At 59.1% G+C, this 21,419-nt stretch carries 28 protein-coding genes; 4 read left to right on the top strand and 24 right to left on the bottom strand.

Annotated elements, in window-relative coordinates:
- Positions 1-78: 78 nt before the first annotated feature.
- Complete coding sequence (locus tag FE702_RS16890) at positions 79-1,221, bottom strand: alpha-D-ribose 1-methylphosphonate 5-triphosphate diphosphatase (protein WP_147127517.1); 1,143 nt, start codon at positions 1,219-1,221, stop codon at positions 79-81.
- Between the two features lie 49 nt (positions 1,222-1,270).
- On the opposite strand from FE702_RS16890, the gene FE702_RS16885 reads away from it, so the two are divergent.
- The gene (locus FE702_RS16885; protein ID WP_147127516.1) at positions 1,271-1,942 is read left to right on the top strand and encodes a DUF1045 domain-containing protein; all 672 of its coding nucleotides are present in this window, start codon (positions 1,271-1,273) and stop codon (positions 1,940-1,942) included.
- On the opposite strand, the gene phnN is transcribed toward FE702_RS16885, so the two are convergent.
- Genes phnN through FE702_RS16860 form a run of 5 tightly spaced genes read right to left on the bottom strand, consistent with a single transcriptional unit; the run spans position 1,924 to position 5,238 of the window.
- Entirely contained in the window at positions 1,924-2,469 is a 546-nt protein-coding gene (gene phnN / locus FE702_RS16880) for a phosphonate metabolism protein/1,5-bisphosphokinase (PRPP-forming) PhnN (RefSeq protein WP_147127515.1), read from the bottom strand. The two genes, FE702_RS16885 and phnN, sit on opposite strands and share 19 nt — an antisense overlap.
- On the bottom strand, positions 2,466-3,149 hold the full coding sequence (phnL, locus tag FE702_RS16875; protein WP_147127514.1) for a phosphonate C-P lyase system protein PhnL: 684 nt from the start codon (positions 3,147-3,149) through the stop codon (positions 2,466-2,468). Before phnL ends, phnN begins: the two co-directional genes overlap by 4 nt.
- Positions 3,146-3,607 carry a GNAT family N-acetyltransferase gene (locus FE702_RS16870; protein WP_147127513.1) on the bottom strand — a complete coding sequence of 154 codons (462 nt, stop codon included), beginning with the start codon at positions 3,605-3,607 and terminating at the stop codon, positions 3,146-3,148. Before FE702_RS16870 ends, phnL begins: the two co-directional genes overlap by 4 nt.
- Positions 3,608-3,610: 3 nt before the next feature.
- A complete protein-coding gene (phnK, locus tag FE702_RS16865; protein WP_147127512.1) occupies positions 3,611-4,381 on the bottom strand; it encodes a phosphonate C-P lyase system protein PhnK in 771 nt (256 codons plus the stop codon).
- Complete coding sequence (locus FE702_RS16860; protein WP_147127511.1) at positions 4,378-5,238, bottom strand: alpha-D-ribose 1-methylphosphonate 5-phosphate C-P-lyase PhnJ; 861 nt, start codon at positions 5,236-5,238, stop codon at positions 4,378-4,380. The genes phnK and FE702_RS16860 overlap by 4 nt, the downstream gene beginning before the upstream one ends.
- A 64-nt stretch (positions 5,239-5,302) precedes the next feature.
- On the opposite strand from FE702_RS16860, the gene FE702_RS18685 reads away from it, so the two are divergent.
- Entirely contained in the window at positions 5,303-5,476 is a 174-nt protein-coding gene (locus tag FE702_RS18685) for a hypothetical protein (RefSeq protein ID WP_186827137.1), read from the top strand.
- A gap of 12 nt (positions 5,477-5,488) precedes the next feature.
- On the opposite strand, the gene FE702_RS16855 is transcribed toward FE702_RS18685, so the two are convergent.
- The 3 genes from FE702_RS16855 to phnG are packed head-to-tail and all read right to left on the bottom strand — an operon-like array spanning position 5,489 to position 7,595.
- Positions 5,489-6,577: a carbon-phosphorus lyase complex subunit gene (locus FE702_RS16855; RefSeq protein WP_147127510.1), complete on the bottom strand. Its 1,089-nt coding sequence runs from the start codon at positions 6,575-6,577 to the stop codon at positions 5,489-5,491.
- Positions 6,577-7,140, bottom strand: coding sequence for a phosphonate C-P lyase system protein PhnH (phnH, locus tag FE702_RS16850; RefSeq protein WP_147127509.1), 564 nt, complete (start codon positions 7,138-7,140; stop codon positions 6,577-6,579). The genes FE702_RS16855 and phnH overlap by 1 nt, the downstream gene beginning before the upstream one ends.
- Positions 7,140-7,595, bottom strand: coding sequence for a phosphonate C-P lyase system protein PhnG (phnG, locus tag FE702_RS16845; protein WP_147127508.1), 456 nt, complete (start codon positions 7,593-7,595; stop codon positions 7,140-7,142). The genes phnH and phnG overlap by 1 nt, the downstream gene beginning before the upstream one ends.
- Positions 7,596-7,676: 81 nt before the next feature.
- Between phnG and phnF the strand changes: the two genes are divergently transcribed.
- Positions 7,677-8,396, top strand: a complete 720-nt coding sequence (gene phnF / locus FE702_RS16840) for a phosphonate metabolism transcriptional regulator PhnF (protein ID WP_147127507.1) — start codon at positions 7,677-7,679, stop codon at positions 8,394-8,396.
- On the opposite strand, the gene FE702_RS16835 is transcribed toward phnF, so the two are convergent.
- The 6 genes from FE702_RS16835 to phnC (FE702_RS16810) all read right to left on the bottom strand — a co-directional run bounded on the left by FE702_RS16835 (position 8,393) and on the right by phnC (FE702_RS16810) (position 13,689).
- Positions 8,393-9,010, bottom strand: a complete 618-nt coding sequence (locus FE702_RS16835; protein ID WP_147127506.1) for a DapH/DapD/GlmU-related protein — start codon at positions 9,008-9,010, stop codon at positions 8,393-8,395. The two genes, phnF and FE702_RS16835, sit on opposite strands and share 4 nt — an antisense overlap.
- Positions 9,011-9,012: 2 nt before the next feature.
- Positions 9,013-9,654 carry an SDR family NAD(P)-dependent oxidoreductase gene (locus tag FE702_RS16830; protein WP_147127505.1) on the bottom strand — a complete coding sequence of 214 codons (642 nt, stop codon included), beginning with the start codon at positions 9,652-9,654 and terminating at the stop codon, positions 9,013-9,015.
- Complete coding sequence (gene phnE, locus FE702_RS16825; protein WP_147127504.1) at positions 9,654-10,967, bottom strand: phosphonate ABC transporter, permease protein PhnE; 1,314 nt, start codon at positions 10,965-10,967, stop codon at positions 9,654-9,656. The genes FE702_RS16830 and phnE (FE702_RS16825) overlap by 1 nt, the downstream gene beginning before the upstream one ends.
- Positions 10,964-11,839 (bottom strand): phosphonate ABC transporter, permease protein PhnE, encoded by an 876-nt coding sequence (gene phnE / locus FE702_RS16820; RefSeq protein ID WP_147127503.1) that lies wholly within the window; start codon positions 11,837-11,839, stop codon positions 10,964-10,966. Before phnE (FE702_RS16820) ends, phnE (FE702_RS16825) begins: the two co-directional genes overlap by 4 nt.
- 64 nt (positions 11,840-11,903) lie before the next feature.
- Positions 11,904-12,815 carry a phosphonate ABC transporter substrate-binding protein gene (gene phnD, locus FE702_RS16815; protein ID WP_147127502.1) on the bottom strand — a complete coding sequence of 304 codons (912 nt, stop codon included), beginning with the start codon at positions 12,813-12,815 and terminating at the stop codon, positions 11,904-11,906.
- A gap of 58 nt (positions 12,816-12,873) precedes the next feature.
- A complete protein-coding gene (gene phnC, locus FE702_RS16810) occupies positions 12,874-13,689 on the bottom strand; it encodes a phosphonate ABC transporter ATP-binding protein (protein WP_147127501.1) in 816 nt (271 codons plus the stop codon).
- 216 nt (positions 13,690-13,905) lie between these two features.
- Between phnC (FE702_RS16810) and FE702_RS16805 the strand changes: the two genes are divergently transcribed.
- On the top strand, positions 13,906-14,199 hold the full coding sequence (locus FE702_RS16805; protein WP_255449717.1) for a hypothetical protein: 294 nt from the start codon (positions 13,906-13,908) through the stop codon (positions 14,197-14,199).
- Here FE702_RS16805 and FE702_RS16800 read toward each other — a convergent pair.
- The 9 genes from FE702_RS16800 to phnC (FE702_RS16760) form a co-directional block, all read right to left on the bottom strand.
- A complete protein-coding gene (locus FE702_RS16800; protein WP_147127500.1) occupies positions 14,196-15,134 on the bottom strand; it encodes an aldo/keto reductase in 939 nt (312 codons plus the stop codon). The two genes, FE702_RS16805 and FE702_RS16800, sit on opposite strands and share 4 nt — an antisense overlap.
- A 140-nt stretch (positions 15,135-15,274) precedes the next feature.
- Complete coding sequence (locus tag FE702_RS16795) at positions 15,275-15,715, bottom strand: GNAT family N-acetyltransferase (protein ID WP_222611829.1); 441 nt, start codon at positions 15,713-15,715, stop codon at positions 15,275-15,277.
- A 120-nt stretch (positions 15,716-15,835) separates the two neighbouring features.
- Positions 15,836-16,462 (bottom strand): DapH/DapD/GlmU-related protein, encoded by a 627-nt coding sequence (locus tag FE702_RS16790; protein ID WP_147127499.1) that lies wholly within the window; start codon positions 16,460-16,462, stop codon positions 15,836-15,838.
- An 11-nt stretch (positions 16,463-16,473) separates the two neighbouring features.
- Complete coding sequence (locus FE702_RS16785; RefSeq protein ID WP_147127498.1) at positions 16,474-17,283, bottom strand: metallophosphoesterase; 810 nt, start codon at positions 17,281-17,283, stop codon at positions 16,474-16,476.
- Positions 17,280-17,774, bottom strand: a complete 495-nt coding sequence (locus FE702_RS16780) for a P-loop NTPase family protein (protein WP_147127497.1) — start codon at positions 17,772-17,774, stop codon at positions 17,280-17,282. Before FE702_RS16780 ends, FE702_RS16785 begins: the two co-directional genes overlap by 4 nt.
- Positions 17,775-17,791: 17 nt before the next feature.
- Positions 17,792-18,649 (bottom strand): phosphonate ABC transporter, permease protein PhnE, encoded by an 858-nt coding sequence (gene phnE, locus FE702_RS16775; protein WP_147127496.1) that lies wholly within the window; start codon positions 18,647-18,649, stop codon positions 17,792-17,794.
- Positions 18,646-19,578: a phosphonate ABC transporter, permease protein PhnE gene (gene phnE, locus FE702_RS16770; RefSeq protein ID WP_147127495.1), complete on the bottom strand. Its 933-nt coding sequence runs from the start codon at positions 19,576-19,578 to the stop codon at positions 18,646-18,648. Before phnE (FE702_RS16770) ends, phnE (FE702_RS16775) begins: the two co-directional genes overlap by 4 nt.
- Positions 19,579-19,638: 60 nt before the next feature.
- A complete protein-coding gene (gene phnD, locus FE702_RS16765; RefSeq protein ID WP_147127494.1) occupies positions 19,639-20,547 on the bottom strand; it encodes a phosphonate ABC transporter substrate-binding protein in 909 nt (302 codons plus the stop codon).
- Between the two features lie 41 nt (positions 20,548-20,588).
- On the bottom strand, positions 20,589-21,395 hold the full coding sequence (gene phnC / locus FE702_RS16760; RefSeq protein WP_147127493.1) for a phosphonate ABC transporter ATP-binding protein: 807 nt from the start codon (positions 21,393-21,395) through the stop codon (positions 20,589-20,591).
- Positions 21,396-21,419: the final 24 nt, after the last annotated feature.

Raw genomic sequence — 21,419 nt, 5'->3', positions numbered from 1 at the left:
TTCGGGGGCCTCTGAAGCAGAGATTACCCGATGGCTGCTTGCGCGATCAAAACCGTTCTCTGGGTAACAACACCCTGCTCAGCCAATTTTTGTTCCTTGGCTCCACACCCCGCGCAGAAGTGGCGCCGCTTCGGTTTGGCGAACCCGCAGAACATCGCCCCGCATCCCGACTTGTAGAACGCCGCGATCCTCAAGGCGCGCTGCCTGCGCCGGGTTGCGGGTGACAGTTGCAATCGCGCGCGGCAGATCATCCCAGATTCGAGCGAGATGGAAGGCAGAGAGCAGCAGCGCCGAAGGAACATAGTCAGATGAGACGATGTCCAGCAGGTCCTGCTTAGCCAGATCTTCGGCGGCGACGTTGCCGGAGTGCGACCCACCGCGGATCAGGTTCGGCGCACCCATCATCACGGCGATGCCATGCGCGCGGCAGGCCTGTGCGGCCTCGACCGTCGTCGGGAATTCGGCGAAACCAACGCCGTTCTTGGCGGAGGTCGCAACATGCTCTGCCGTCGTGTCGTCATGGCTGGCCAGAACGGCGCCCAAACGGGTTGCCTCGGCCACCGCGCCCATTTCGTGCTTGGCGCCGAACCGCTCCTGGAGGCTGAGCAGGTTTTCCACATGCTCGGCAAATTCGGCATCGTTCATACCACGCTTCTTTGCGACGTAGGTCTTGAGCGCCGTCAGATCACGGAATTGACGCTGTCCGGGTGTGTGGTCCATCAGGCTGACAATGCCGACGCGATCTTCGGGGCCAAAGGCTGCCAATTCTTCAAGCAAGGTCTCTGAGCAGATCTCGGCGCGCAGGTGAAGAAAGTGGCTGATCTTGAACATGCCCTCCGCGCGCGCGGCCAAGAGCTCGTCGGCCAGTTTGCGGGCATAGTCGATATAGCGGCCTTTGCCTGAATGGATGGACCCGACGCGCATGGCATCGAATACCGTTGTGATCCCGGTCGAGGCCAGTTCTGCGTCGTGGGCCAGCAGGGCGGGAAGATGAGGCCAGTCAACCTCGGGGCGCGGCTCGATGTGGCGCTCGACATTGTCGGTATGCAACTCCACAAGACCTGGCAAAACCAGATCCCCACCGCAATCCAAAGCGCCTGTCGGGATGCTGTCCCCTTCTGCGATCTGGGAAATGACGCCTGCTTCGATCGTGATCGACCCAAGCGCTACCCGATCTGACAAAACAAGCTGAGCATTGGCAAGACAAAGGTCTGCTGACATCGAAGTGTCACATGCGTTTGTCAAAGACGATGCAGGAAAAGGGGAATTCATGTCATACGCTCGTTTCGCAATTTACTATGTGCCGCCCGAGGGCCCGCTGGCCGAATTCGGCGCGAAATGGCTGGGCTGGGATGTTGTGACGGGCCGTAAGGTGCCGGGGTTCGATGTGCCCGGTTTGCATGACATCACGATGACACCGCGCAAATACGGCTTTCACGGAACCCTGAAACCGCCATTCCGCTTGAAAGAGGGGCAAACGCAAGAGGCTCTTGAAGCGGCTGTATCCGGCTTGGCGGCTGTGCTGTCGCCCGCGGTTTGTGACGGACTGAAATTGACGCAGTTGGGTCGATTTCTGGCGCTCACGCCCTTTGGGCCGCTGGACGTTTTGCAGCGTGTTGCTGAGGCATGTGTTCGCGATCTTGACGGGTTTCGCGCGCCAGCGAGCGAAGCAGAGCTTGTGCGGCGGCGCAAGGCGGGATTGAGCCACAGGCAGGAGATGTTGCTCGTGGAGTGGGGCTATCCTTACGTCTTCGAGGAGTTCCGATTTCATCTCACACTCTCGGGCCGGTTGCCCAAAGAGGACGTGCGCCGTTGGACAGACACTTTGCAAGGTCAGATGCCGGATTTGCCAACGCCCTTTGTCGCGGATCAAATCGCGCTTTGCGGCGAACGGCAGGATGGGTACTTTGAACTGATCCATCGCTATACGCTCACGGGGTGAAGCAGTCGAGCTGCGCGCGCGATTGTCTGGTTGAGCGGTCCGTCATTGGAAAGCGTGATGACGTCCAGACCTGTCGGTAGCGGCTTTGTCGCCTCGGCCAAGCGTCTGGCGATATCGGCCTCGGACTCGCGACCGCGTGCCGCCAACCGGGCGGCCAAAGTCTCGGGCTCGGCCGTGATGTTCATAACGACGAAGTTGGGGAACGCATTTGCACCTGCCTGAAGCGCTTTCCGCGAGAAGTTGGCAAGGCAGTCGGTGCCCTTGTTCAGCTGGTATCTCACTGTTTGTGGAATGCCATAGAACAGTCCATGCGCGCCCCAATGAACGGCGAATGCACCATCGCTTACAAGATCCTGAAACTGCGCCTCAGAGACAGCGTCGTAGTCCTCGCCGCCCAGACCGGGAGCGCGCGTGATGACACGCCGGACAAGGTGCAGTTTGGGCATGACCTCGGCCACGCCTTGCATCACGCTGTCCTTGCCTACGCCGGATGGGCCAACAACTGCGATGAGGCGACCCTTGGTCATGCTGCAATTCCGGGCGTGAACGCGCTGACGTCGATCTCGCGGTCGCAGACACGCGCGCGCGCAGCTTCGTCGTGGAAGATGCCGATGATCGCAGCGCCGCGGGTTTTGGCCTCTTCGATCAGGGACAACACGACTTCGCGGTTGGTCGCATCCAAGCTCGCCGTGGGCTCGTCCAGAAGCATCGCGGGATATGAGTGGGCAAAACCGCGCGCGATGTTCACCCGTTGCTGCTCGCCACCGGAGAAAGTTGTCGGCGACAGAGACCAGAGCCGCTGAGGGATGTTGAGCTGCGCCAGCAAGTCTTGTGCGCGTGCCTGAACGTCCTCAGCAGGAACACCCAAGGCCCTGAGCGGGTCGGCCACCACGTCCAGTGTCGGGACCCGCGGAACGACCCGCAGGAACTGGCTGACATAGCCCAGAACCTCGCGGCGCAAGGCGATAATTTCGCGGGGCTCGGCCTTTACGATGTCCACATCGCCGATGCAGATCGATCCCGATTGCGTCAGGTAATTGCCATAGATCATCCGCATCAGAGTTGACTTACCCGCACCCGAAGCCCCGGTCAGCGCCACGCATTCACCTGGTGCCACGTGAAAGGACACATCGCTGATGACTTCAATCACGGCGCTGCCTTGATTGTGCAGCGTGAAGGTTTTCGAGACGTCATTTAGAGTGATCATGCGCATGCCTCCTTTGGCCAGTCGAATTGGCGCAGCAACTCGCCCTGTTGGCCGCCTGTTCGTGCAAACGGGGTTGCGGCTGGCTCGTCCGGAAAATCTGTTGTTGCCCAGACTTCGATCGGTGCTTTTCCGAGCTGCCGTGCTGTCTTTGTAAATAACTTTACCAACTCAGTGCCGATGCCAATCCCGCGACAGTCGGAAGCGACCAAAAGCTCATCCAGCATGACTGAGTCGCCCTGGGCGACGGCGTTCGGGAAGCACCATCCAAGCGCCAGCCCCACGACGGTGTCTTCTTGACGTGCGATTATAAGGATGGACGCGTTATGTGAGAGGACGCGTTGAATCTGCGCGCGGTCTGGCAATTCTGGCTGGCGCCAACTTTCCGGTAAGGCGGTGGCCAAGAACGAAGCCACATCTTGGCAATCCATATCCGTAGCCTGAGTGATTTGAACTGTCATGACTCACACTTGCAAAACGGAAGAGACAAGAAGTTGGGAATAGGCGTGTTGCGGATCATCCAGAACTTGATCGGTCAGGCCCGCCTCGACCACTCGGCCTGATTTCATCACCATCAGCCGGTCAGCGAGCAGTCGCACAACGGCAAGGTCGTGGGTGACGATGATTGCCGACAGGCCCATGTCGCGTACCAGCCCGCGCAATAGGTCCAGCAGCCGCGCCTGCACCGACACGTCCAGCCCGCCGGTGGGCTCGTCCATGAACACGAGACGTGGCCCCGTCACGAGGTTTCGGGCAATCTGCAGGCGCTGCTGCATCCCACCGGAAAAGGTTGTGGGGCGATCATCGACGCGGCCGGCGTCGATCTCGACTCGCTCCAGCCAGTCTGTGGCCTTGCCGCGAATGTCGCCGTAGTGCCGTTCACCGACCGCCATCAACCGCTCGCCGACATTGCCGCCGGCCGAAACGCCCATACGCAGTCCGTCACGGGCGTGCTGATGAACAAAAGCCCAGTCGGTCCGCCCCAGCATCCGCCGTTCGGGCTCGGACATGGTGATGGTATCCTTTGGGCCGTCGGCGCGCGTGTCGAACACGACCTGCCCGGTATCTGGTGCTAGATGCCCCGCCATGCAGTTCAACAGCGTCGACTTGCCCGATCCGCTTTCGCCGACAATGCCCATCACTTCACCGGGATAGAGATCAAAGGAGACATCCGCGCAGCCGATATGGGCGCCGTAGCGTTTGGTGATACCTTGAACTGACAGCAAAGGTGTCATGCCGCGTCCTTTCCTTTGTGGCCAGCGGCGCGCCGGGCTTCGCAATAGTCCGTGTCGGAGCAGACGAACATGCGCCCGCCCTGGTCGTCCATTATGACCTCGTCGAGATAGCTGTCCGTGGCATCGCACAGCCCGCAGGGGTGATCCGCCTTGCTGGCCTCGAAAGGGTGGTCTTCGAAATCTAGACTGGCCACCTGCGTGTAGGGCGGCAGCGCGTATATCCGCTGCTCGCGCCCTGCGCCAAACAGCTGGATGGCGGCCATGTCGCCCAGTTTTGGGTTATCGAACTTGGGGATCGGTGACGGATCCATCACATAGCTGCCTTCGACCTTGACCGGATAGGCGTAGGAGGTCGCAATGTGGCCATGACGGCTGATATCCTCGTAAAGCTTCACATGCATCAGCCCGTATTCCTCAAGGCTGTGCATCTTGCGGGTTTCGCTCTCGCGCGGTTCCAGAAAGCGTAAGGGCTCGGGGATTGGCACCTGGTAGACGAGGATCTGATCCTCGGTCAGCGGCTCTTCGGGGATGCGGTGACGGGTTTGGATGACGCTCGCCTCTGAGGTCGCGGTGGTGGTCTCAACCCCCGCCGTGCGTTCAAAAAACGACCGAATGGAAACGGCGTTGGTGGTGTCATCCGCACCTTGGTCGATCACCTTGAACGTATCATCCGGCGTCAGAACGGCGGCAGAAACCTGCACGCCTCCGGTTCCCCAACCATAAGGCATGGGCATCTCGCGACTGGCGAAGGGCACCTGATACCCGGGGATCGCCAACCCTTTGAGGATCGCTCGGCGGATCATCCGCTTGGTCTGTTCATCGAGATAGGCGAAGTTATATTCGGACGCTTCTGTCATATCCCTGTGTCATTCCTGTGTTTGATGCACCCCAAGACGACAAACCGGTCTGGGGGAAAGCGCGATGTTGTTTTATATCTGGATAGGTCTGGCAACTTTGCTGGCACCGTTCGCAGTTGATGCGCTGCTACGGTGGAGCCTGGGCATCGTAGCACGGTATTATCCAAGCGATATGGCCGGGCCGGATGGCTGGTTGATCGACACGCGGTCGCAGGCCGGGGTGTTCGACACCAAATAGGGGCGGGCCAGGTCATTCTGCCGCCTCCGGCACTTGCGCGGAGATTGCATCCTCGCGCAGTTTGCGCACCAATTCCAATTCCGCCTGGAAATCAACGTAGTGCGGCAGCTTGATGTGCTCCAGAAAGCCCGTCGCCTGAATATTGTCCGCGTGATAGAGGACGAATTCCGTGTCTTGCGCAGGTGCGCCAACATTGTCTTCGCCCAATTCTTCCCATCGCAGCGCGCGGTCAACCAGGGCCATGGAAATCGCCTTGCGTTCGGACTGGCCAAAGACCAGCCCATAGCCACGCGTGAATTGCGGCGGTTCGGTCTTTGATCCTTTGAACTGGTTGACGGTTTCGCATTCGGTCAGGGTCATTTCGCCAATCTCGATGGCAAAGCCCAGCTCGGGGATTTCCATTTCCACCGCGACAGGACCAATCCGCAACTCGCCGACAAAGGCATGGTTGCGCGCGTAGCCGCGCTGTGTGGAATAGGCGAGACCAAGCGTGAAGCCTTCATCGGCGCGGGTCAGCGCTTGCAGCCGAAGCGCGCGGTCAGCCGGCATTCCAAGCGGCTCGCGCGTCAGGTCAGGCGGCGGTGTATCATCGCGGGGGGCTTCTTCGATCAGGCCTTCGCGGTTGAGAAACTCTGTCACATGCGGCACGTCGCCTGGAACGCTCTCACGTGTTGGGGCTTCGGGCACGTCACCATCGGCGGCCAGTTTAAAATCGAGCAGTCGGTGCGTGTAATCGAAGGTCGGCCCGAGAACTTGCCCGCCGGGCAGATCCTTGAACGTGGCCGAGATGCGCCGATCACAGGCCATTGCACCCGTGTCCACCGGATCCGATGCGCCGAACCTCGGCAGTGTGGTGCGGTAAGCTCGGATCAGGAAGATTGCCTCAATCAGATCACCGCGCGATTGCTTGATCGCCAACGCAGCAAGGTCAGGATCATAGAGCGAACCTTCGGCCATGACGCGATCGACGGCCAGCTTCAACTGTTCACGGATCTGCGCAATGCTCAGTTCGGCGACATCCGTATCGCCACGGCGTTCCTCCGCAAGCCAGGCATGGGCGCTTTCAATTGCCCTCTCGCCACCTTTTACAGCCACATACATCAGGAGACCTCCGTACTGCGCGGCAATGCCGCCAACTTGTCGCCACAGGTGAAGATGAAATCGAGCCCGAGTGGAAACAGTGCGCGGTTGCTTTGGAAGGCGCGGGTTTCCGGCAGGGACAGCGCAGCTTCGGATTTGATCCCGGGTCCGCGCAGCGTTGCGCCGGCCGCTTCGAGTTCACCATATTCAACGATCAGGGTTGTCGAGCGGTCGGGATATTCCGGCGTTCCAACGGGATAGCTGCCAAGCGGCAACAATGCGTCCCAGTCGCCGACGGCAAACATCGCATGTGACGGTCCTGCCAGCGGGGCGCCTGTATGAAAGGCCAGCCATTTGCGGACATCGTCCGTGTCTGCCTTGCCAGCGAGATAGACGGGCGTGTCAGTGTCGCACAGGGTCAAAAGAACGGTTCCGGCCGCGGCGGACAAAGGCTCGGGCGGCGCGCCACCCTGAATACTCTTAATCGTGCCCGGTCGCGCCATGGCTTCCATGACACTCCGGAACGCGTGGGCGGATTGGGTGGCGGGATTTTCGAACCCACCTGCCAGAGCGGTTGCCTGCATCAGTCCTCTCCCCGTGCCATTGTGAAAAACTCGACCTTCGTTGCGGCAGCTTTTTCGGCGCGGGCGGTCTTTGCGGCGAACCGCTCCGCCTCGAGCGGGTCAAGAACGGCCTCCCGGACGGCTGAGGCATTGGACCCTTGCATCAACGCGTCGACAAGCGCCGCCGCTTCTGCATCAGATTTGCGGCGACCCTGAATATATGCGTGGCCGACTTCACCGCTGGCGAGCGTCAGCGCGCAGCGCGTGACAGTCATCTCTCCGATGTTAAATGGCGCGCCAGTCCCACCGGCGCGGCCACGAACCATTGTGCTGCCAATCTCAGGCGCGCGCAGCCATGTGAATTCTGGACGCGACATGGCGGCATCCAGCAGGGCTGCAACGCGGCCTTCCGGAGCCTTGGCAAGCAGACCCATCCAGGCTTTTCGCTCGGCGTTTTCGTCGAAAGTGTCTTTCATCTCGACAACTTTTCCATATACTATACAACTATACATATCATAACAGAGTTCACCTCTCACGACAGAAGAGATTTGTGAAACTTGCGTGACAATTCAGGCAAAACACCCATCTGGCAGGCCATCGCAGATGCGCTGCGCAGTGATTTGGCGGAGGGTAAATATGCGCCCGGAGACAAACTGCCGACCGAGGCAGGTTTGGCCGAGCGCTTTGGCGTCAATCGGCACACAGTTCGCCACGGTATTTCGGCTCTGGTCGAGGAAGGTCTGATCCGCACCCGTCGTGGTTCTGGTGCTTTCGTCGCAGCCACGCCGACGGACTACCCGATTGGGCAACGTGTGCGGTTCCACGAGAACCTGATCGCCGCAGGCAGGCGGCCCGACAAGCGCGTTCTCCAGGTCGAGGAGCGTTCCGCGACGACGGGCGAAGCCAAAGCGCTGCAGATTGCCCCGGGTGATCCGGTTTGTGCCTATCACGGGCTGTCGCTCGCCGACGGCCAGCCGATCGCCGTGTTTGAAAGCTTGTTTCCAATCGGGCGTCTTACCGGCATCTGCGAGGCCCTGAGCCAAACCAGCAGCGTAACGGAGGCGTTGCTTATGGCTGGGATCTCCGACTACACCCGCGCCTCTACCCGTCTGACTGCGGTACGGGCCACGGCAACTCATGCGCTCCATCTTCTGGTTTCTGAAGGCGATCCAATCTTGAAGTCCTCAGGTGTCAACGTGGATCATGCTGGTATGTCGGTTGAGTTTGGCCGCACATGGTTCGCCGGTGACAGGGTGACGCTGACACTGGAAGGCTAGGTCGCGTATTTTTCGAGAAAGGCTTCGGCTGTGAGGGACCTAAAATCTGGAAGGGCTTGCCGGATATCCTCATGCGACCAATCCCACCATGCCAGCGCAATCAGCCGCTCAGCGATCTCGGGCGGTTGGCGCAAACGCAGCACTTTGGCAGGGGTGCCTGCAACGATGGTGTAGGGGGCTACGTCCTTGGTCACGACGGCGCCCGCAGCAACGACCGCTCCATCGCCAAGGGTCACTTCCGGTTTGATCATTGCGCCAGCACCGATCCATGTGTCACGGCCGATATGGGCCGTGCGGGACCGGCGGTGCGCGAAGAAGTCCTCATCCCGTCCGGCATCGTCCCAGTAGTCATCCGACCGATAGAGGAAGTGATGACAGGCGGCCGTATGAAGCGGGTGGTCAGTGGCCCCGACCCGTGCGAAGGCTGCGATGTTGGCGAATTTGCCGATCTGGGCGTTTGCGATGTCTGCATAACGGTCGCAATAGGAGTAGTCACCGAAAAAAGAATTTTTGACCCGGCTTCCTTTGCCGATCTCGACATAAGCACCAAAGCGACTATCGGTGATTTCGCAGTTCGAGTGAATGAAAGGGTCTTTTGCAGTCAGTCGCGCCACGTCTAGAACTCTCTTTCCTCACCTGTGAAGCGGAAAAACTTCCCAGTGTCCTCTAGGGTCAAGTCGCGGGCAATGTTCAAAACACCGCAGGCCACGTCATGTGGGTCTTCCTCTGCATCTGCGCCGCCCATATCGGTTCGCACCCAGCCAGGGTCGACCAACGCAACCGAAATTTCTTCGGGTTCGAGAGCGGTGGCAAGCCCCTGCATCACTTTGTTCACAGCGGCTTTTGACGCCCGGTAGGCAATGCGATCAGCTTTGCGATACCCCATCCACGCCATCTGCGACGAAATCGTCAGGATCTTTGGCGCAGCACTCTGGCGCAGTTGGGGCAAGACGGCTTGCGCGACAGCCAACGGAGCGATGCTGTTGATCGTCAGCGCGTGGGCAAAACCTGCAAAGTCCATATCGAGCGGTGACTGTCGGTCAGGCGAGATCACGCCCGCGTTGTTGATCAGGATATCCAAAGGACCAACGCCCGAAAGTTGTTCCGCGATGGTTTCAGGCGTGTCCAGCACCAGGGGAACTGTGCTATCCCGCCCGTCACGGGTGGTGCCGATGACCTGATGTCCAAGGGCAACGGCCTTAGCATGAAGCGCCGCTCCGATACCCCGGTTCACACCGGTGATCAAGAGGCGCGCCATCAGTCTTTTCGTCCGATCAACTTTCCACGCAGCCAGCCGGAGAACCAATCCATGAACATCACCATGACCACGATCAGGACGATGTAATAGGCGACCTCCTCCCAATCCTTCTGGGTCTGGATTGCTTGGGTCAGCATAAGGCCAATACCGCCGCCCGTGATTGCGCCAATGATGGTGGCCGAACGCGTGTTAGATTCCAGAAAGTACAGGATCTGCGCCAATAACACCGGCACCACCTGCGGGATCACGCCAAAACGGTAGCGTTGCAGCGGCTTAGCCCCGGTGGACTCGACGCCTTCGATCTGCTTCTGATCGACGTTTTCCAGCGCTTCGGAGAAAATCTTGCCGAAGGTCCCGGTGTCGGTGATCAAGATGGCCAGTGCTCCCGTCAGCGGCCCAGGTCCAAAGGCACGCGCCAGCACCACGGTCCAGATCAAGGCATCCACGCCACGCACAAAATCAAAAACCCGGCGTGTCGCCGCACGCAGCATCATGACGGGCGAAAAGCGTTTCGCCGCCATGAAGGCCAGCGGAAGGGCGATGATCGCCGCACCCATGGTGCCAAGGAAGGCCATCAGGATCGTCTCGCCAATCGCCCAGGCGACGTCCTTGTGCCGCCACATGGCATTGTTCCACCAGTCGGAAATGGCACCTGTGATATTGGAGCGCGTCGGATCGATCTGTTCGCCGAACAGGATCGCGCCAAGGCCTTGCCCGTGGTACGGGCTGTCGAGGGTGAACCAGAAGAGCTCCCACCCGGGGAAGTAATTGAAGACTTCGGTTCGCGCCCCTGTCAGGGTGATGCGACCTTCGGGCGTGGTGATTCCAATGCGCCGGTTCGAAGCGGAAATCCAATCCGGCAGGTCGGCGGGCAGGTTGCTGGTCAGGCTGCGACCTTCCGCCTGAACTTCGATCAAAGGGAAACCGGGGATTTCGATTTCGGTCCGGTTGTCCGGCAGGTAGCGCACGATGTGATCGCCGCCAAGATCAATGGTAATTACCTCATCGCCGCTTACCCAATCGGGCCGCTGACCTTCGGGATACGTGCCCTTGCGCTCGCCTTCGACCGCGTAAGTGATCTCACCAGACCGGTTGTCGCGTGTGACGTGAACCTTGTGCGACCAACTGTCAGAGGCCAGCGTGACCGCGTTGTCGAGGTTGGCGCGCCCCGCCAACCCAGAAATATCGAAAGCAAAGAAGATGTAGACCAGATAGGCAAAGATGAAGGCGGGGATACCAAAACCGATCAGGCGCTTGCGCTGAAACAGCTTGTCTGCGTTGTGTTTGGTGAGGCTCAGATCAGTCGCGGTCATTGGCCTTGCCCCTCTGTCAGACGGTTGCGGTAGCGGCTGGACACCTGATCGAAGAAGACGATCGTCCCGAAGAGCAGGATGAAGATGGCGGCGGCCTCGTCGAACCGCCCCGGCCCCCAGGCCATGGCGTTGCGCAGTTCGTAACCAAGCCCGCCCGCACCGACGAAACCCAGAATGGCCGAGGCGCGGATGTTGATTTCAAAGCGCAGCAGGGAATAGCTGAGATAATTCGGTGCGACCTGTGGCAGCACACCCAAGAGCATGCGCTGCGACCAGGTTGCGCCGGTGGAGGCGAGGCCCTCGACCGGCTTCAGATCGGCATTTTCGGCCACTTCGGAGAACATCTTGCCAAGGGCACCCGCGGTGTGGATCGCGATGGCGATCATCGCAGGCACCGGCCCGCCGCCCAGAACGAAGATCAGCACAAGCGCGATTACGATCTCCGGCACAGCGCGCATAATGTCGGAGATGCGGCGGAACAGAGGGATCAAACGCGGCCATTTCGCCAGACCGCGCGTCCCGAGCAAGGACAGGAACAACCCACCGATGGCGCCGATGAGGGTCGAGACAGCGGCAATGTTGATCGTTTCAACAAGGGCCGGGAAGTATTTGGCAACCAAACCGGGCAGATCGGCCCGCTTCTCCCAGGCTTCGGACAGGACGTCGGCAGGATAGTCACTGATCTGGTGCAGACCTTCCCAGAAACCGCCAGCGTTGCGGTCGTCCGCGACGTTGAAACCGGACACCATCAGAACGACAAAAATCAGCAGAGTCAGTCCGCCATAAAGCCGGCGCCTGTGAACCTGCGCCATATAGCTCGACTGGATGCTGCCCACGCTTTGCGCCGCGCCGCCTAAGGAAATGTCAGCCATGCTGCCCCCGGATACAAAAATACCGACAGGCCCGAAGGCCTGCCGGATACGTCATGAAAATGGCTTAGCCGCCGATTTTCGCTTTGCGCGCTTCGACGATCGAGATGTAGGTATCATGGGTGACCGGCTGGAAGCCCAGCGTGTCACCAGCGGCCACACCATAGGCGCAATCAGGGTCACGCTCGTGCAGGCCATCGACCAGCGCGGTCATGGTTTCGCGGACGTCAGCAGGTAGAGCCTTGCGAAGCACAACGGGGCCCTCGGGAATCACGTTCGATTTCCAGATCTGGACCATGTCGTTCATGTCGACGAGGCCAGCATCAACCGCCTTGCGCAGCGCGCCGGAGTTGTAGCCGTCTTCCCAGTTGCCCTGGCCATCAGCCCAGGTCACACCGCCGTCGATGTCGCCGTTGTTGACCGCAACGATGGTCTGCTCGTGGCCGCCGGTGAACTTCACTTCACCGAAATACTCACCGCTCTCCATGGTCACGCCGTCTTTGTACTGCGGGATCTCGATGGACGGGATCAGGTAGCCGGACGTGGAGTTCGGGTCGCCAAAGCCAAAGACTTTGCCTTCCATGTCGTCGAGCGAGGTGATGCCGCTATCCTTGCGGGCAAAGCCAATGGAGTGGTAGCCGATGGAGCCGTCCACGTTGACCTTAATCAGTACAGGCTCAACCGCTTCGGGGTCTTGCAGGTAGGTCGCGGCATACGACGAGGCGCCCAACCAAGCCATGTCGATGGTGCCGCCCAGCAGGCCCTGGATCACGCCGTTGTAGTCGGCGGGGGCAAAGAGTTTGGTTTCGACGCCGAGCGCTTCGGTCGTGTAATCGGCAAGGCACTGGTAGGAGTTCATGCGGTCTTGTGCGTTTTCGCCACCCAGAATGCCGATGCGGAATTCGGTAATTTCCTGAGCGAAAGCGCCGGTGCTGAGCGCGGTTGTGGCGGCAACCGCCAGTGCGAGGGTCTTTTTCATCGTTCTCTCCGTCTAGGTTTGATGAAGGTGGCCCGCGCGTCGCGCGGGAAAAACTGGCTCAGACGTAAGCTTCCGCGGCGCGGAGCTCCGGTCTCTCCAGTGTTTCGATTTCTGTGGATGTGGCGGCTTCGGAGAAATCCGCGCCAGCGCCGTAAATGTCACGCGCAACGCCGGTGGTCAGTTGCTCCGGCGTTCCGTCAAAAACGATCCGTCCGTCCCGCATCCCGATCACGCGATCACAATAGCGCCGTGCCGTGTCGAGCGTGTGCAGGTTGGCGATGACCATGCGCCCGTCTTCTTCGTGGATCCGGCGCAGGGCCTGCATCACGACCTGGGCGTTCATCGGATCAAGCGAGGCAATCGGTTCATCGGCGAGAATGATCTTGGGATCTTGCATCAACGCCCGGGCAATGGCGACACGCTGCTGCTGACCGCCCGAAAGCGCTTCGGCGCGCTTCGGGGCCTGCTCGGCGATGCCCAGCCGGTCGAGAATTTCGATGGCCTTGTGAATGTCCGATTGCGGATAAAGGTTGAACAACGTCGCAAATGTCGAGCGCTTGTTCAGAGTGCCGTGCAGCACGTTCGACACCACGTCCATTCGCGGCACCAGATTGAACTGCTGAAAGATCATCGCGCAGCGCGACTGCCAGTCCCGTTTCGCGGCACCGCGCAGGGCGCTGATCTCTTCACCTTCGAACGTGATTGTTCCGCTGGTGGCGTCGCTGAGGCGGTTGACCATCCGAAGCAGGGTGGATTTGCCAGCCCCGGAACGGCCGATGATCCCGATCATGGTTGGTTTGTCTACGAAGATGTTGGCTGCATCCACAGCCGTCTTATCTCCGAACCGCTTGGTCAGCGCGTCGATTCTTAGCATATCGCCCCCATGTTTAGAGGGCGGATAAGGCTGCTACGCTACATCTGCGTGACAGTTTTGATTCAGTTTCTTGGCATTTGCGAAACGGATTTGTGACAGCAAACCTTCTGATGGACGGGCGTGGGACAGTGATAAACCGCACGCAGTAAGGAAATTTTATCCACAAGCTGTCATAAAACTGTTACGTTCGTCATCCGGGCCATCTATGCTGTAACTATGATTGATCGACTTTTTCTCTTGCTGACGATTTGCGTCACTGCGCCAACCCTTGCAAGCGCCAAGATATCGGATGTCAGCTGCGATGACAGCGCTCGTATGCTTTCGATGCTGACCGAGGTTCTCGGGGCAGAACGTCAAGGCATGGGACTGCGTGACCCGGAAACCATGCTGGAAGTGTGGGTGAGTCCACGGGATGGCGAATGGATGATTGTGCAAAATTACGCGAATGGCACGTCTTGCATCGTGGCCATGGGCGAACATTGGGAGGCTGGTCTGGCTGGACCGGCCTAGGCCCCTGCTTCTTCCAAACGGTCAGTCGCGGGAGCCGGCCGCGCAGACAGCGCTTCGATCTGCGCGTATTGCTCCACAGTCAAGCAAACACTCAAGGCATTCAAAGACGGTTCCAACTGCTTAGCATTGCGTCCACTGATTATCGGAGCAGAAACAGCAGGATGTTTGGCGGCCCAAGCCACAGCCAAAGTGGCAGGGTCAATTCCCCATTCACGGGCCAAAGCGGACAGGGACTTCGCCGTCTCCGCCATCCACGCTTGCCCGTAACGGGCCGCGTAGCGTCTGTCCGTTGAAAGGCGTCCCTCGCCGCCGCTCTGGTATTTGCCCGTGAGCAGACCGCTGCCCAACGGTGAATAGGGTGCGACGGCAATATCCTCGGAAATCGCCATCGGGAAAAGTTCGACCTCAGCCTGCCGCTTGATCAAAGAGTACATGGGCTGGATGATATCGATGCGGGTTCCAAGTTGTTCTGCAACAGCTTGCGCTTTCATGACCTGCCAGGCCGCGAAATTGGACACCCCGATGTGCCGAATCTTGCCTTGAGATTGCAATTCGCAAAGCGCTTCGAAGGTTTCAAGCAAGGGGGTCTTCGGATCCCAACGGTGCAGGTACAAGATATCGACAACATCCAGCCTGAGACGAGATTGGCTTTCGTCGAACTGAGTCAGAATATTCTCGCGGCCACTGCCCCCGGTATAGCCGGTTTTTGTCGCGATTATCAGTGCTTCGCGGTTCTGTTGAATATGGTCGCCCAGCAGTTCCTCGGACTGACCGCCTGTATACGTGTGGGCAGTATCGAAGAAGTTGATACCGGCGTCTCGGCAAGCATCGAACATGGCGCGGCTTGCAGCGGCATCTGCGGTTCCGCCGAACTGCATGCATCCAAAGCACAAGGGAGAATTGTCGTTACCGTCAAGTGCCTTCAGCCTGGCCATGCCTTATGTTCCAGATGTATTCCGCCAATCGGGGTCGCTTAGACTGACCGCGTGAAGGTTTTGTGACAACTGCTGCAACCTTTGGTTTCAAGTTTCGGCCGCTATGCCCAAATCACCAGTGATGGCCATGGTCGAAGACGTCAAACAAGTGGCAGGTGAATGCGAAACAGCAATTCTTCGCCCCTTCCATGCGTTGGAGCTTTGTCGCGGCGCTCAACGAGCAGCCCGCCGTTCTTTTCTATCACGCGAATCGAGGCTGTGTTTCCCGGGTCGGTCGTAAGGTCCACGAAGGTCAGGCCCGTGCGCCGCGCATCGGGCAACAGCGCACTAAGAGCTGCTGTTGCTAGACCCTCGCGCCTGCGCCATGGCACAACCGCATAACCGATATGTCCGAGACAAGTCGGTGGCAGGGCATTGGTACCATGCTGCCATCTCAACTCGATACTACCGCAAAAGCCGGCGTGCCAAATCCACCGACGGAAGCTTGGAAGGCGCTTCACGAAGTTGCCGTCTTGAAGTTGGATATCGCCGCCGCGCGCGTCGGGATCATCAAGAGATGCAATGAAGCCCTCAGGATCCAAGGAGATCGCGTGCAATTCCTCTGTCGCCGCCTCTGGCCGGGTGGTGCGAGGTGACCAGCCGGTTTCAAGCGCGGCGCGCTAAGCGTCCAGATACTCCAGCGACGGCGTGACGAGCCGCATCTACCGATACTTTTCGATGAAGGCGTCGATCTCCAACGCGCGTATGTCTGGCAAAGCTGCCTTGTAGGCATCATGGCTCCAATCCCAGACGGCGATCTCTTGCAGGGCGTCGGCCTGCGCCTCGTTGAAACGGCGCTTGAGGACACGCGCTGGCACCCCGCCGACCACGGTGTAGGGCTCCACATCCTTGGTGACGACCGCGCCCGCGCCGATCACGGCGCCCGTCCCGATGGTCACGCCAGCGGTCACGGTCACCCCATGCCCGATCCAGACATCATGGCCAATCGTCACCCAATCAGCTTTGCGCCATTCGAAAAAGTCATAATCGTCGGATCCAAGCCCATAAGCTTCGGCACGATAAACAGAATGATGCTGCACAGCGCGCCATGTCGGGTGGTTTCCGGGATTGATACGGGTCGAATTGGCAATCGAGCACATCTTGCCGATCGTCGTCCACACCACATGGCAATCGCGGGTGATATAGGACCAATCCCCCATGGACCCATGTTTGAGCGTGGTGCCACGGCCCACCTCGGTCCACTGGCCCAAATCGAAATCATCGACAACTGCGGCGTCATGAATCGTTGGGGCCTCAGAGAGGGCGTTCTTCGAGCCAGCACCTGCCATATGGGTCTCTCCTACTTTTGGAAATCTGGGTTCGCATCCACGTAATTGTCGAAATGCACGATGGTCTTATCTGCATCGCTCAGAACCACGGCCATCTGCGCAGGTCCGGTTCGACGAAATTTGTTTTCCCGGCCTCCGAAGTCTTCGACGGAAGTTGTATGGCCACCCGCGATTGTCGTGAACGGAATGCCCCTGAAGAAACTCGTTGTCGTCATGTGGATATGGCCGCTGATGACGTGCCGTACCTGGCCATGCGCGACGAGCCGGTCGATCAACGCTTCTGGCGAGCGTAGGATCCAGTCATCCAGGGTGATGCATGTTGGTATCGCGGGATGGTGAAAGACAATGAGAACCGGCATGCCTTTGGCAGAGGCCAGTTGATGATCAAGCCACGTCAGCCGTGCCGGACACAGCTGTCCAGCCGGGTCTCGCGCACCGCGCATCCCCTCAGGTGCGGGCTCTTCGGACGCACTGTCCAGGACGATCACGCGCGTTCCGTCCAAATCATGGGACGATTGGACAAACCCGTTTGGGTCGCAGTGCCCAACGCCAAAAACGGATTTGAAAGTCTCGCGATCGTCGTGATTTCCCACCGTGACCGTCCAAGGCGGGATCAAACAGGACAGCGCCGCATACGCATCTTGATAGGGCCGCAGCAGCTTTCCGCGGTCGGCAATGTCTCCGGCGACGACCACAAGATCGGCGTCGGGATAGGCCGTGTTGATCCGCTCTACGGCGCTATACAGACGCGCATGATTTCCCTGATCGCGCACTGGGTCGTCCTGCATAAGGTGCAGGTCGCTGAGTACAATCAGCTTCATGGAAGCTGCTCCAGAAACTTTTGAACGTCCCGAGTAGACCGCAGATGAAACGCTTGTGCTTTTTGCGACATGGTTTCGTAGCGGTCCGCGGCTTTTGCCCTCTGCCGTTTGCTCGATGACAGGATGTAATGAATGAACTCCACCGAGAACCGCTCCGGACAGCCCGCGGGAAGATAGGGGCGGCTTTGGCCGTAGTATTTCAGTGTGCGCCGGGCGACCCGCCACAGCCTGCGACGCAGAGGGATGTCGAGCCAGATCAGCGTATCAGCGCGTGCGATGCGATCCTCGACGGTGGACGAATAATTGCCGTCGATAATCCAGCTTTCGCGGGTGATCACGTCCCGGACCTGCGCGTCCCTCTTGGCAGGGTCAACTTCGGCCCAGCCAAAGTCGAATTGCAACTGATCGATATGGGTGACGGGCAGTCCGAGCTTGTTGCCCAAGGCCCGGGCCAATGTGGATTTCCCAGAGCCCGGACCCCCGATGATCATGATGCGCCGCATCGCATTCAGTGCGCGCCTTCCCATTTGCCGATGACGCGGGTGCGGATGAGGCCAGAGAGGTAATCGACGATATAGACCATAGCGATGATCAGGAAGATAATCGTCCAGACCTGGTCCCAGAACAGCCCAGCGATCCGGTCCGACAACATGAAGCCGATCCCGCCAGCGCCGACGATGCCAAGGATGGTTGAAGAGCGGACATTGGATTCAAAGTTGTAAAGGATGATCGACAGATGAACCGGCAAGACCTGCGGCATGATCCCATAGAGGATGGATTGGAACCTTGACCCGCCCGAGGCAACAACGCCTTCGACGGGGCGTTTCGACGTGTTCTCCAATGCTTCGGAGAAGAGTTTGCCGAAGGTGCCGATCTCAGACACCGCAATGGCCAGAATGCCCGCCAAAGGGCCAAGACCAAAGGCGCGTATGAAGATCAGAGCGAGGATCAGTGTCTCAAAAGCACGAATGATGTCGTAGCCGCGCCGCGCTGTGTGACGCAGAAAAAAGATGCGTGTGATGTTCTTTGCCCCGAGGAAAGACACGGGGAATGCGATGATCAGACCCAGCACTGTTCCAAGGAACGCCATGGCAACCGTTTCGCCGAGGGCCGTGAACACCTCGACCCATTCGGGCCAGGTTTCCCACAGATGCGGCGGGAACATGAACGAGATCACAGTTCCGAGCCGCTGGAGGCCAACCCAGATCCGTTCAGGTGAAAAGTTGAAATCATAAAGGCACCAGGCAAAGAGCCCAATGAAAAGCGCCCAAAGGCTGATCTTGCGGAGGCGCACGGCGGGTGTGTCGCGAAAAGCCTGCGGCTGCTTGTCCATCCAGTCTTTGATTTGCGCGTCGGTTGGGGTCATGTCGCTGGCCCTTTCTCAAGTCCGATGACCCGGTGGCGCAATTTTTCCGAGCCGTAGTCGATAACCATCACAGTCACAAAGATGATCAGAAACAGAGCCGACAGGTCGGTATATTCCTGCAAGGACAATGCCTCACGAAATTCCTGGCCGAGGCCCCCGGCACCCACGTAGCCGATGATGGAAGAGGCACGCACGTTGATCTCGAACCGAAGCAATGTATAGCTGATGATGTTGGGCATGACCTGCGGGACGGCACCATAGCGGATCTGGTCAAACCATGTGCCGCCTGCGGCTTTTACGCCTTCCAGCGGTCGCATATCGATGTTTTCGTTCACTTCCGAATACAGCTTGCCCAGAGCGCCAGCCGTATGCAGACCGATGGCCAACACCCCCGCCATAGGCCCTACCGAAAAGCAGAAGACGAAGATCAGCGCCCAGACCAGTTCTGGCACGGTGCGCGCAATCTCAAGATAGCGCCGACAGATCCACAGCACCCATTTGTTGGGGGCTAGGTTGCGCGACGCGGGGAAGGACATCACAAACCCGCCGAAGACGCCAAGGGCCGTTGCCATGAAGGCAATCAGGACCGTCTCAATCAAAAGGTTCAGCCAGACCTTCCAGCGCCAGAACCATTCGGCAATATCAGCGCCAAGGCTATCCCATCGCAAAACGGGAAGCGTCTTTTCAATGAACTCTCCAAGGCGCGGCAGACCCGCTGGAATGATCCAACGCCATTCCCGGGAGCCATCGACATTGGTCACCTGCGTGACTTTGAAGAAATCACCGAGCCAGGCCGAGAAAGCAAAGAAAGCAAAGAACAGCACGCTGGCGATGAACCAGCCAAGCTTAGCCCGCCGCCTTTGGGCGGCATAGTCCAATTCGAATTGGTCCATGGGACGCAAGGGCGTCACATCAGCAGCAGCGGTCATTTCGGGTATCCCAGTAAGAATGGACCCCCACTGTATTGGCGGAGGTCCACGTCTGTGATCTTATGAGCGGCGCTGCTTTTTCAGCCAGGCGCGCATGTCTACGATCCACTGATAACGCTCATGGGTCGCAGGCTGCCAGCCGACCTGCGGGTTCGGCGTGCCTTCGACTTCGCCGATCATCGCTTTGAAGGCTTCGGGGTCTTTTTCAGGCACATCGATCACCAGCTGCTGCATGGTGTCTTTGAGCTCTTGCGGTAGGTTCACGCGCGCCGTGAACGGGCCCGATGTGATCTCGGGGCTTTCCCAGATCGGGCAGATTTCACCTTCGGAGATCATCTCCTTTTCGATCATGCGCTGCCAGCGGCCATCGGTGGCGTTATTCTGCCATGTGGCGGCTGCGTCAAAGGTGCCCTGGGCAACGCCAGCGACACCGGCTTCGTGTGAGCCAGAGAAGGGAATGGCCGAGAAGAAGGTCTTGGGGTCAACTTCCTTGGCAATGTTGAAGTAAGGCACAGCGTAGCCAGAGGTGCTGTCGGGGTCAGCAAAGGCCAGAACCTTGCCTTCGAGGTCCTGCAGCGAGGTATAGCCATCTTCGCAGCGCGTCACGACAACCGAGAAATAGCCTGAGGAGCCATCCTGACGGATACGCGTCACCAGCGGCTCGACCTTGCCGTCGGTGGCGGTGTAGGCAGCAGCGTAGGAGGACGAGCCGAGGAAGGCGAATTCGATCTGATCGGCGCCGAGCGCCTGGATCACGCCATCATACGCACCTGCGGTGAAGATTTCGACTTCGACGCCCAGTTCGCGCTCGAGATACTCTTCGAACGGGGTATAACGTGCGATCCGGTCTTTTTCGTTCTCACCCGATAGGATGCCGAATTTGATGACTTGGTAGTCTTGCTTCCAGTCTTCCGCGACGGCAGACGTGGCAAGCACGGCGGCCACTGCGGTTGTGATAAGGTACTTCATGGTCAGGTCCCCCTGGTTTGGTTTGGCGATTGGATTTCTTGTCAGGCGGGCAGGGCGACCGATTGGGTCGACGTCACTGCCTCGTTGAATTCTCTTAGGCCTTCGAGGCCATAGATGTCGCGCACAACATCGTCGGTCAGTTGCGCGGCGACACCGTCAAAGAAGACTCGCCCATTGCGCATCGCGATGATCCGGTCGCAATAGGCGCGTGCGGTGTCGAGCGTGTGAAGATTGACGAGAACGGTCAGCCCGTCCTCCTTATTGATCTGGCGCAGGCCATCCATCACGAGGGTCGCGTTGGCCGGATCGAGTGAGGCGATCGGTTCATCGGCCAGCATAATCTTTGGCTGTTGTACAAGAGCTTTTGCAATTGCGACGCGTTGTTGTTGGCCACCGGACAGCGTGCCTGCGCGTTGCAGCGCCTGCGGAACCAGATCGAGCCGGTCGAGTGCCTGCAGAGCCATCGTGCGTTCGGTATCGGTGAACTGCATGGCCATTGAACTGAGAAAGCCGTGCTCGGCCAGTCGCCCGATCAGGACGTTAGTCAACACATCCAGACGGTCCACAAGGTTGAACTGCTGAAAGATCATCGCGCAGTCGCGACGCCAATTGCGCAGATCGCGGCCGCGCAGGCTGGTGATCTCTGTGCCCCCAAACGAAATCGACCCCTGCGTGGGGTCGATGAGGCGGTTGATCAAACGGAGCATGGTGGACTTGCCAGCGCCAGAGCGTCCGATGACACCGACAAACTGTCCTGGTTCAATCTTGAGTGTGACGTCATCGACAGCGCGCGTCTCGTCAAAGAGCTTGGAGACACCGGTGAGAGTTAGGGCAGCTTGGGCAGACATAGCGATTCATCCGAATGAATTTCC

Source organism: Shimia ponticola (assembly GCF_007995215.1).
GTDB lineage: Bacteria > Pseudomonadota > Alphaproteobacteria > Rhodobacterales > Rhodobacteraceae > Shimia_B > Shimia_B ponticola.
The sequence above is the reverse complement of the archived record's forward strand: the minus strand, read 5'-3'. Positions and strand labels throughout refer to the sequence as shown.

Coding starts and splice junctions, on each gene's coding strand:
- phnD (WP_147127494.1), bottom strand. CDS start 20,547: ATGAAGTACCTTATCACAACCGCAGTGGCCGCCGTGCTTGCCACGTCT.
- FE702_RS18685 (WP_186827137.1), top strand. CDS start 5,303: ATGTTGTTTTATATCTGGATAGGTCTGGCAACTTTGCTGGCACCGTTC.
- phnE (WP_147127503.1), bottom strand. CDS start 11,839: ATGGCTGACATTTCCTTAGGCGGCGCGGCGCAAAGCGTGGGCAGCATC.
- FE702_RS16790 (WP_147127499.1), bottom strand. CDS start 16,462: ATGGCAGGTGCTGGCTCGAAGAACGCCCTCTCTGAGGCCCCAACGATT.
- phnG (WP_147127508.1), bottom strand. CDS start 7,595: ATGAAAGACACTTTCGACGAAAACGCCGAGCGAAAAGCCTGGATGGGT.
- FE702_RS16830 (WP_147127505.1), bottom strand. CDS start 9,654: ATGGCGCGCCTCTTGATCACCGGTGTGAACCGGGGTATCGGAGCGGCG.
- phnK (WP_147127512.1), bottom strand. CDS start 4,381: ATGACACCTTTGCTGTCAGTTCAAGGTATCACCAAACGCTACGGCGCC.
- FE702_RS16780 (WP_147127497.1), bottom strand. CDS start 17,774: ATGATCATCGGGGGTCCGGGCTCTGGGAAATCCACATTGGCCCGGGCC.
- phnN (WP_147127515.1), bottom strand. CDS start 2,469: ATGACCAAGGGTCGCCTCATCGCAGTTGTTGGCCCATCCGGCGTAGGC.
- FE702_RS16870 (WP_147127513.1), bottom strand. CDS start 3,607: ATGACAGTTCAAATCACTCAGGCTACGGATATGGATTGCCAAGATGTG.
- FE702_RS16885 (WP_147127516.1), top strand. CDS start 1,271: ATGTCATACGCTCGTTTCGCAATTTACTATGTGCCGCCCGAGGGCCCG.
- phnE (WP_147127504.1), bottom strand. CDS start 10,967: ATGACCGCGACTGATCTGAGCCTCACCAAACACAACGCAGACAAGCTG.
- phnL (WP_147127514.1), bottom strand. CDS start 3,149: ATGATCACTCTAAATGACGTCTCGAAAACCTTCACGCTGCACAATCAA.
- FE702_RS16805 (WP_255449717.1), top strand. CDS start 13,906: ATGATTGATCGACTTTTTCTCTTGCTGACGATTTGCGTCACTGCGCCA.
- phnD (WP_147127502.1), bottom strand. CDS start 12,815: ATGAAAAAGACCCTCGCACTGGCGGTTGCCGCCACAACCGCGCTCAGC.
- FE702_RS16860 (WP_147127511.1), bottom strand. CDS start 5,238: ATGACAGAAGCGTCCGAATATAACTTCGCCTATCTCGATGAACAGACC.
- phnC (WP_147127501.1), bottom strand. CDS start 13,689: ATGCTAAGAATCGACGCGCTGACCAAGCGGTTCGGAGATAAGACGGCT.
- FE702_RS16785 (WP_147127498.1), bottom strand. CDS start 17,283: ATGAAGCTGATTGTACTCAGCGACCTGCACCTTATGCAGGACGACCCA.
- phnE (WP_147127495.1), bottom strand. CDS start 19,578: ATGACCGCTGCTGCTGATGTGACGCCCTTGCGTCCCATGGACCAATTC.
- phnE (WP_147127496.1), bottom strand. CDS start 18,649: ATGACCCCAACCGACGCGCAAATCAAAGACTGGATGGACAAGCAGCCG.
- FE702_RS16800 (WP_147127500.1), bottom strand. CDS start 15,134: ATGGCCAGGCTGAAGGCACTTGACGGTAACGACAATTCTCCCTTGTGC.
- phnC (WP_147127493.1), bottom strand. CDS start 21,395: ATGTCTGCCCAAGCTGCCCTAACTCTCACCGGTGTCTCCAAGCTCTTT.
- FE702_RS16855 (WP_147127510.1), bottom strand. CDS start 6,577: ATGTATGTGGCTGTAAAAGGTGGCGAGAGGGCAATTGAAAGCGCCCAT.
- FE702_RS16890 (WP_147127517.1), bottom strand. CDS start 1,221: ATGTCAGCAGACCTTTGTCTTGCCAATGCTCAGCTTGTTTTGTCAGAT.
- phnH (WP_147127509.1), bottom strand. CDS start 7,140: ATGCAGGCAACCGCTCTGGCAGGTGGGTTCGAAAATCCCGCCACCCAA.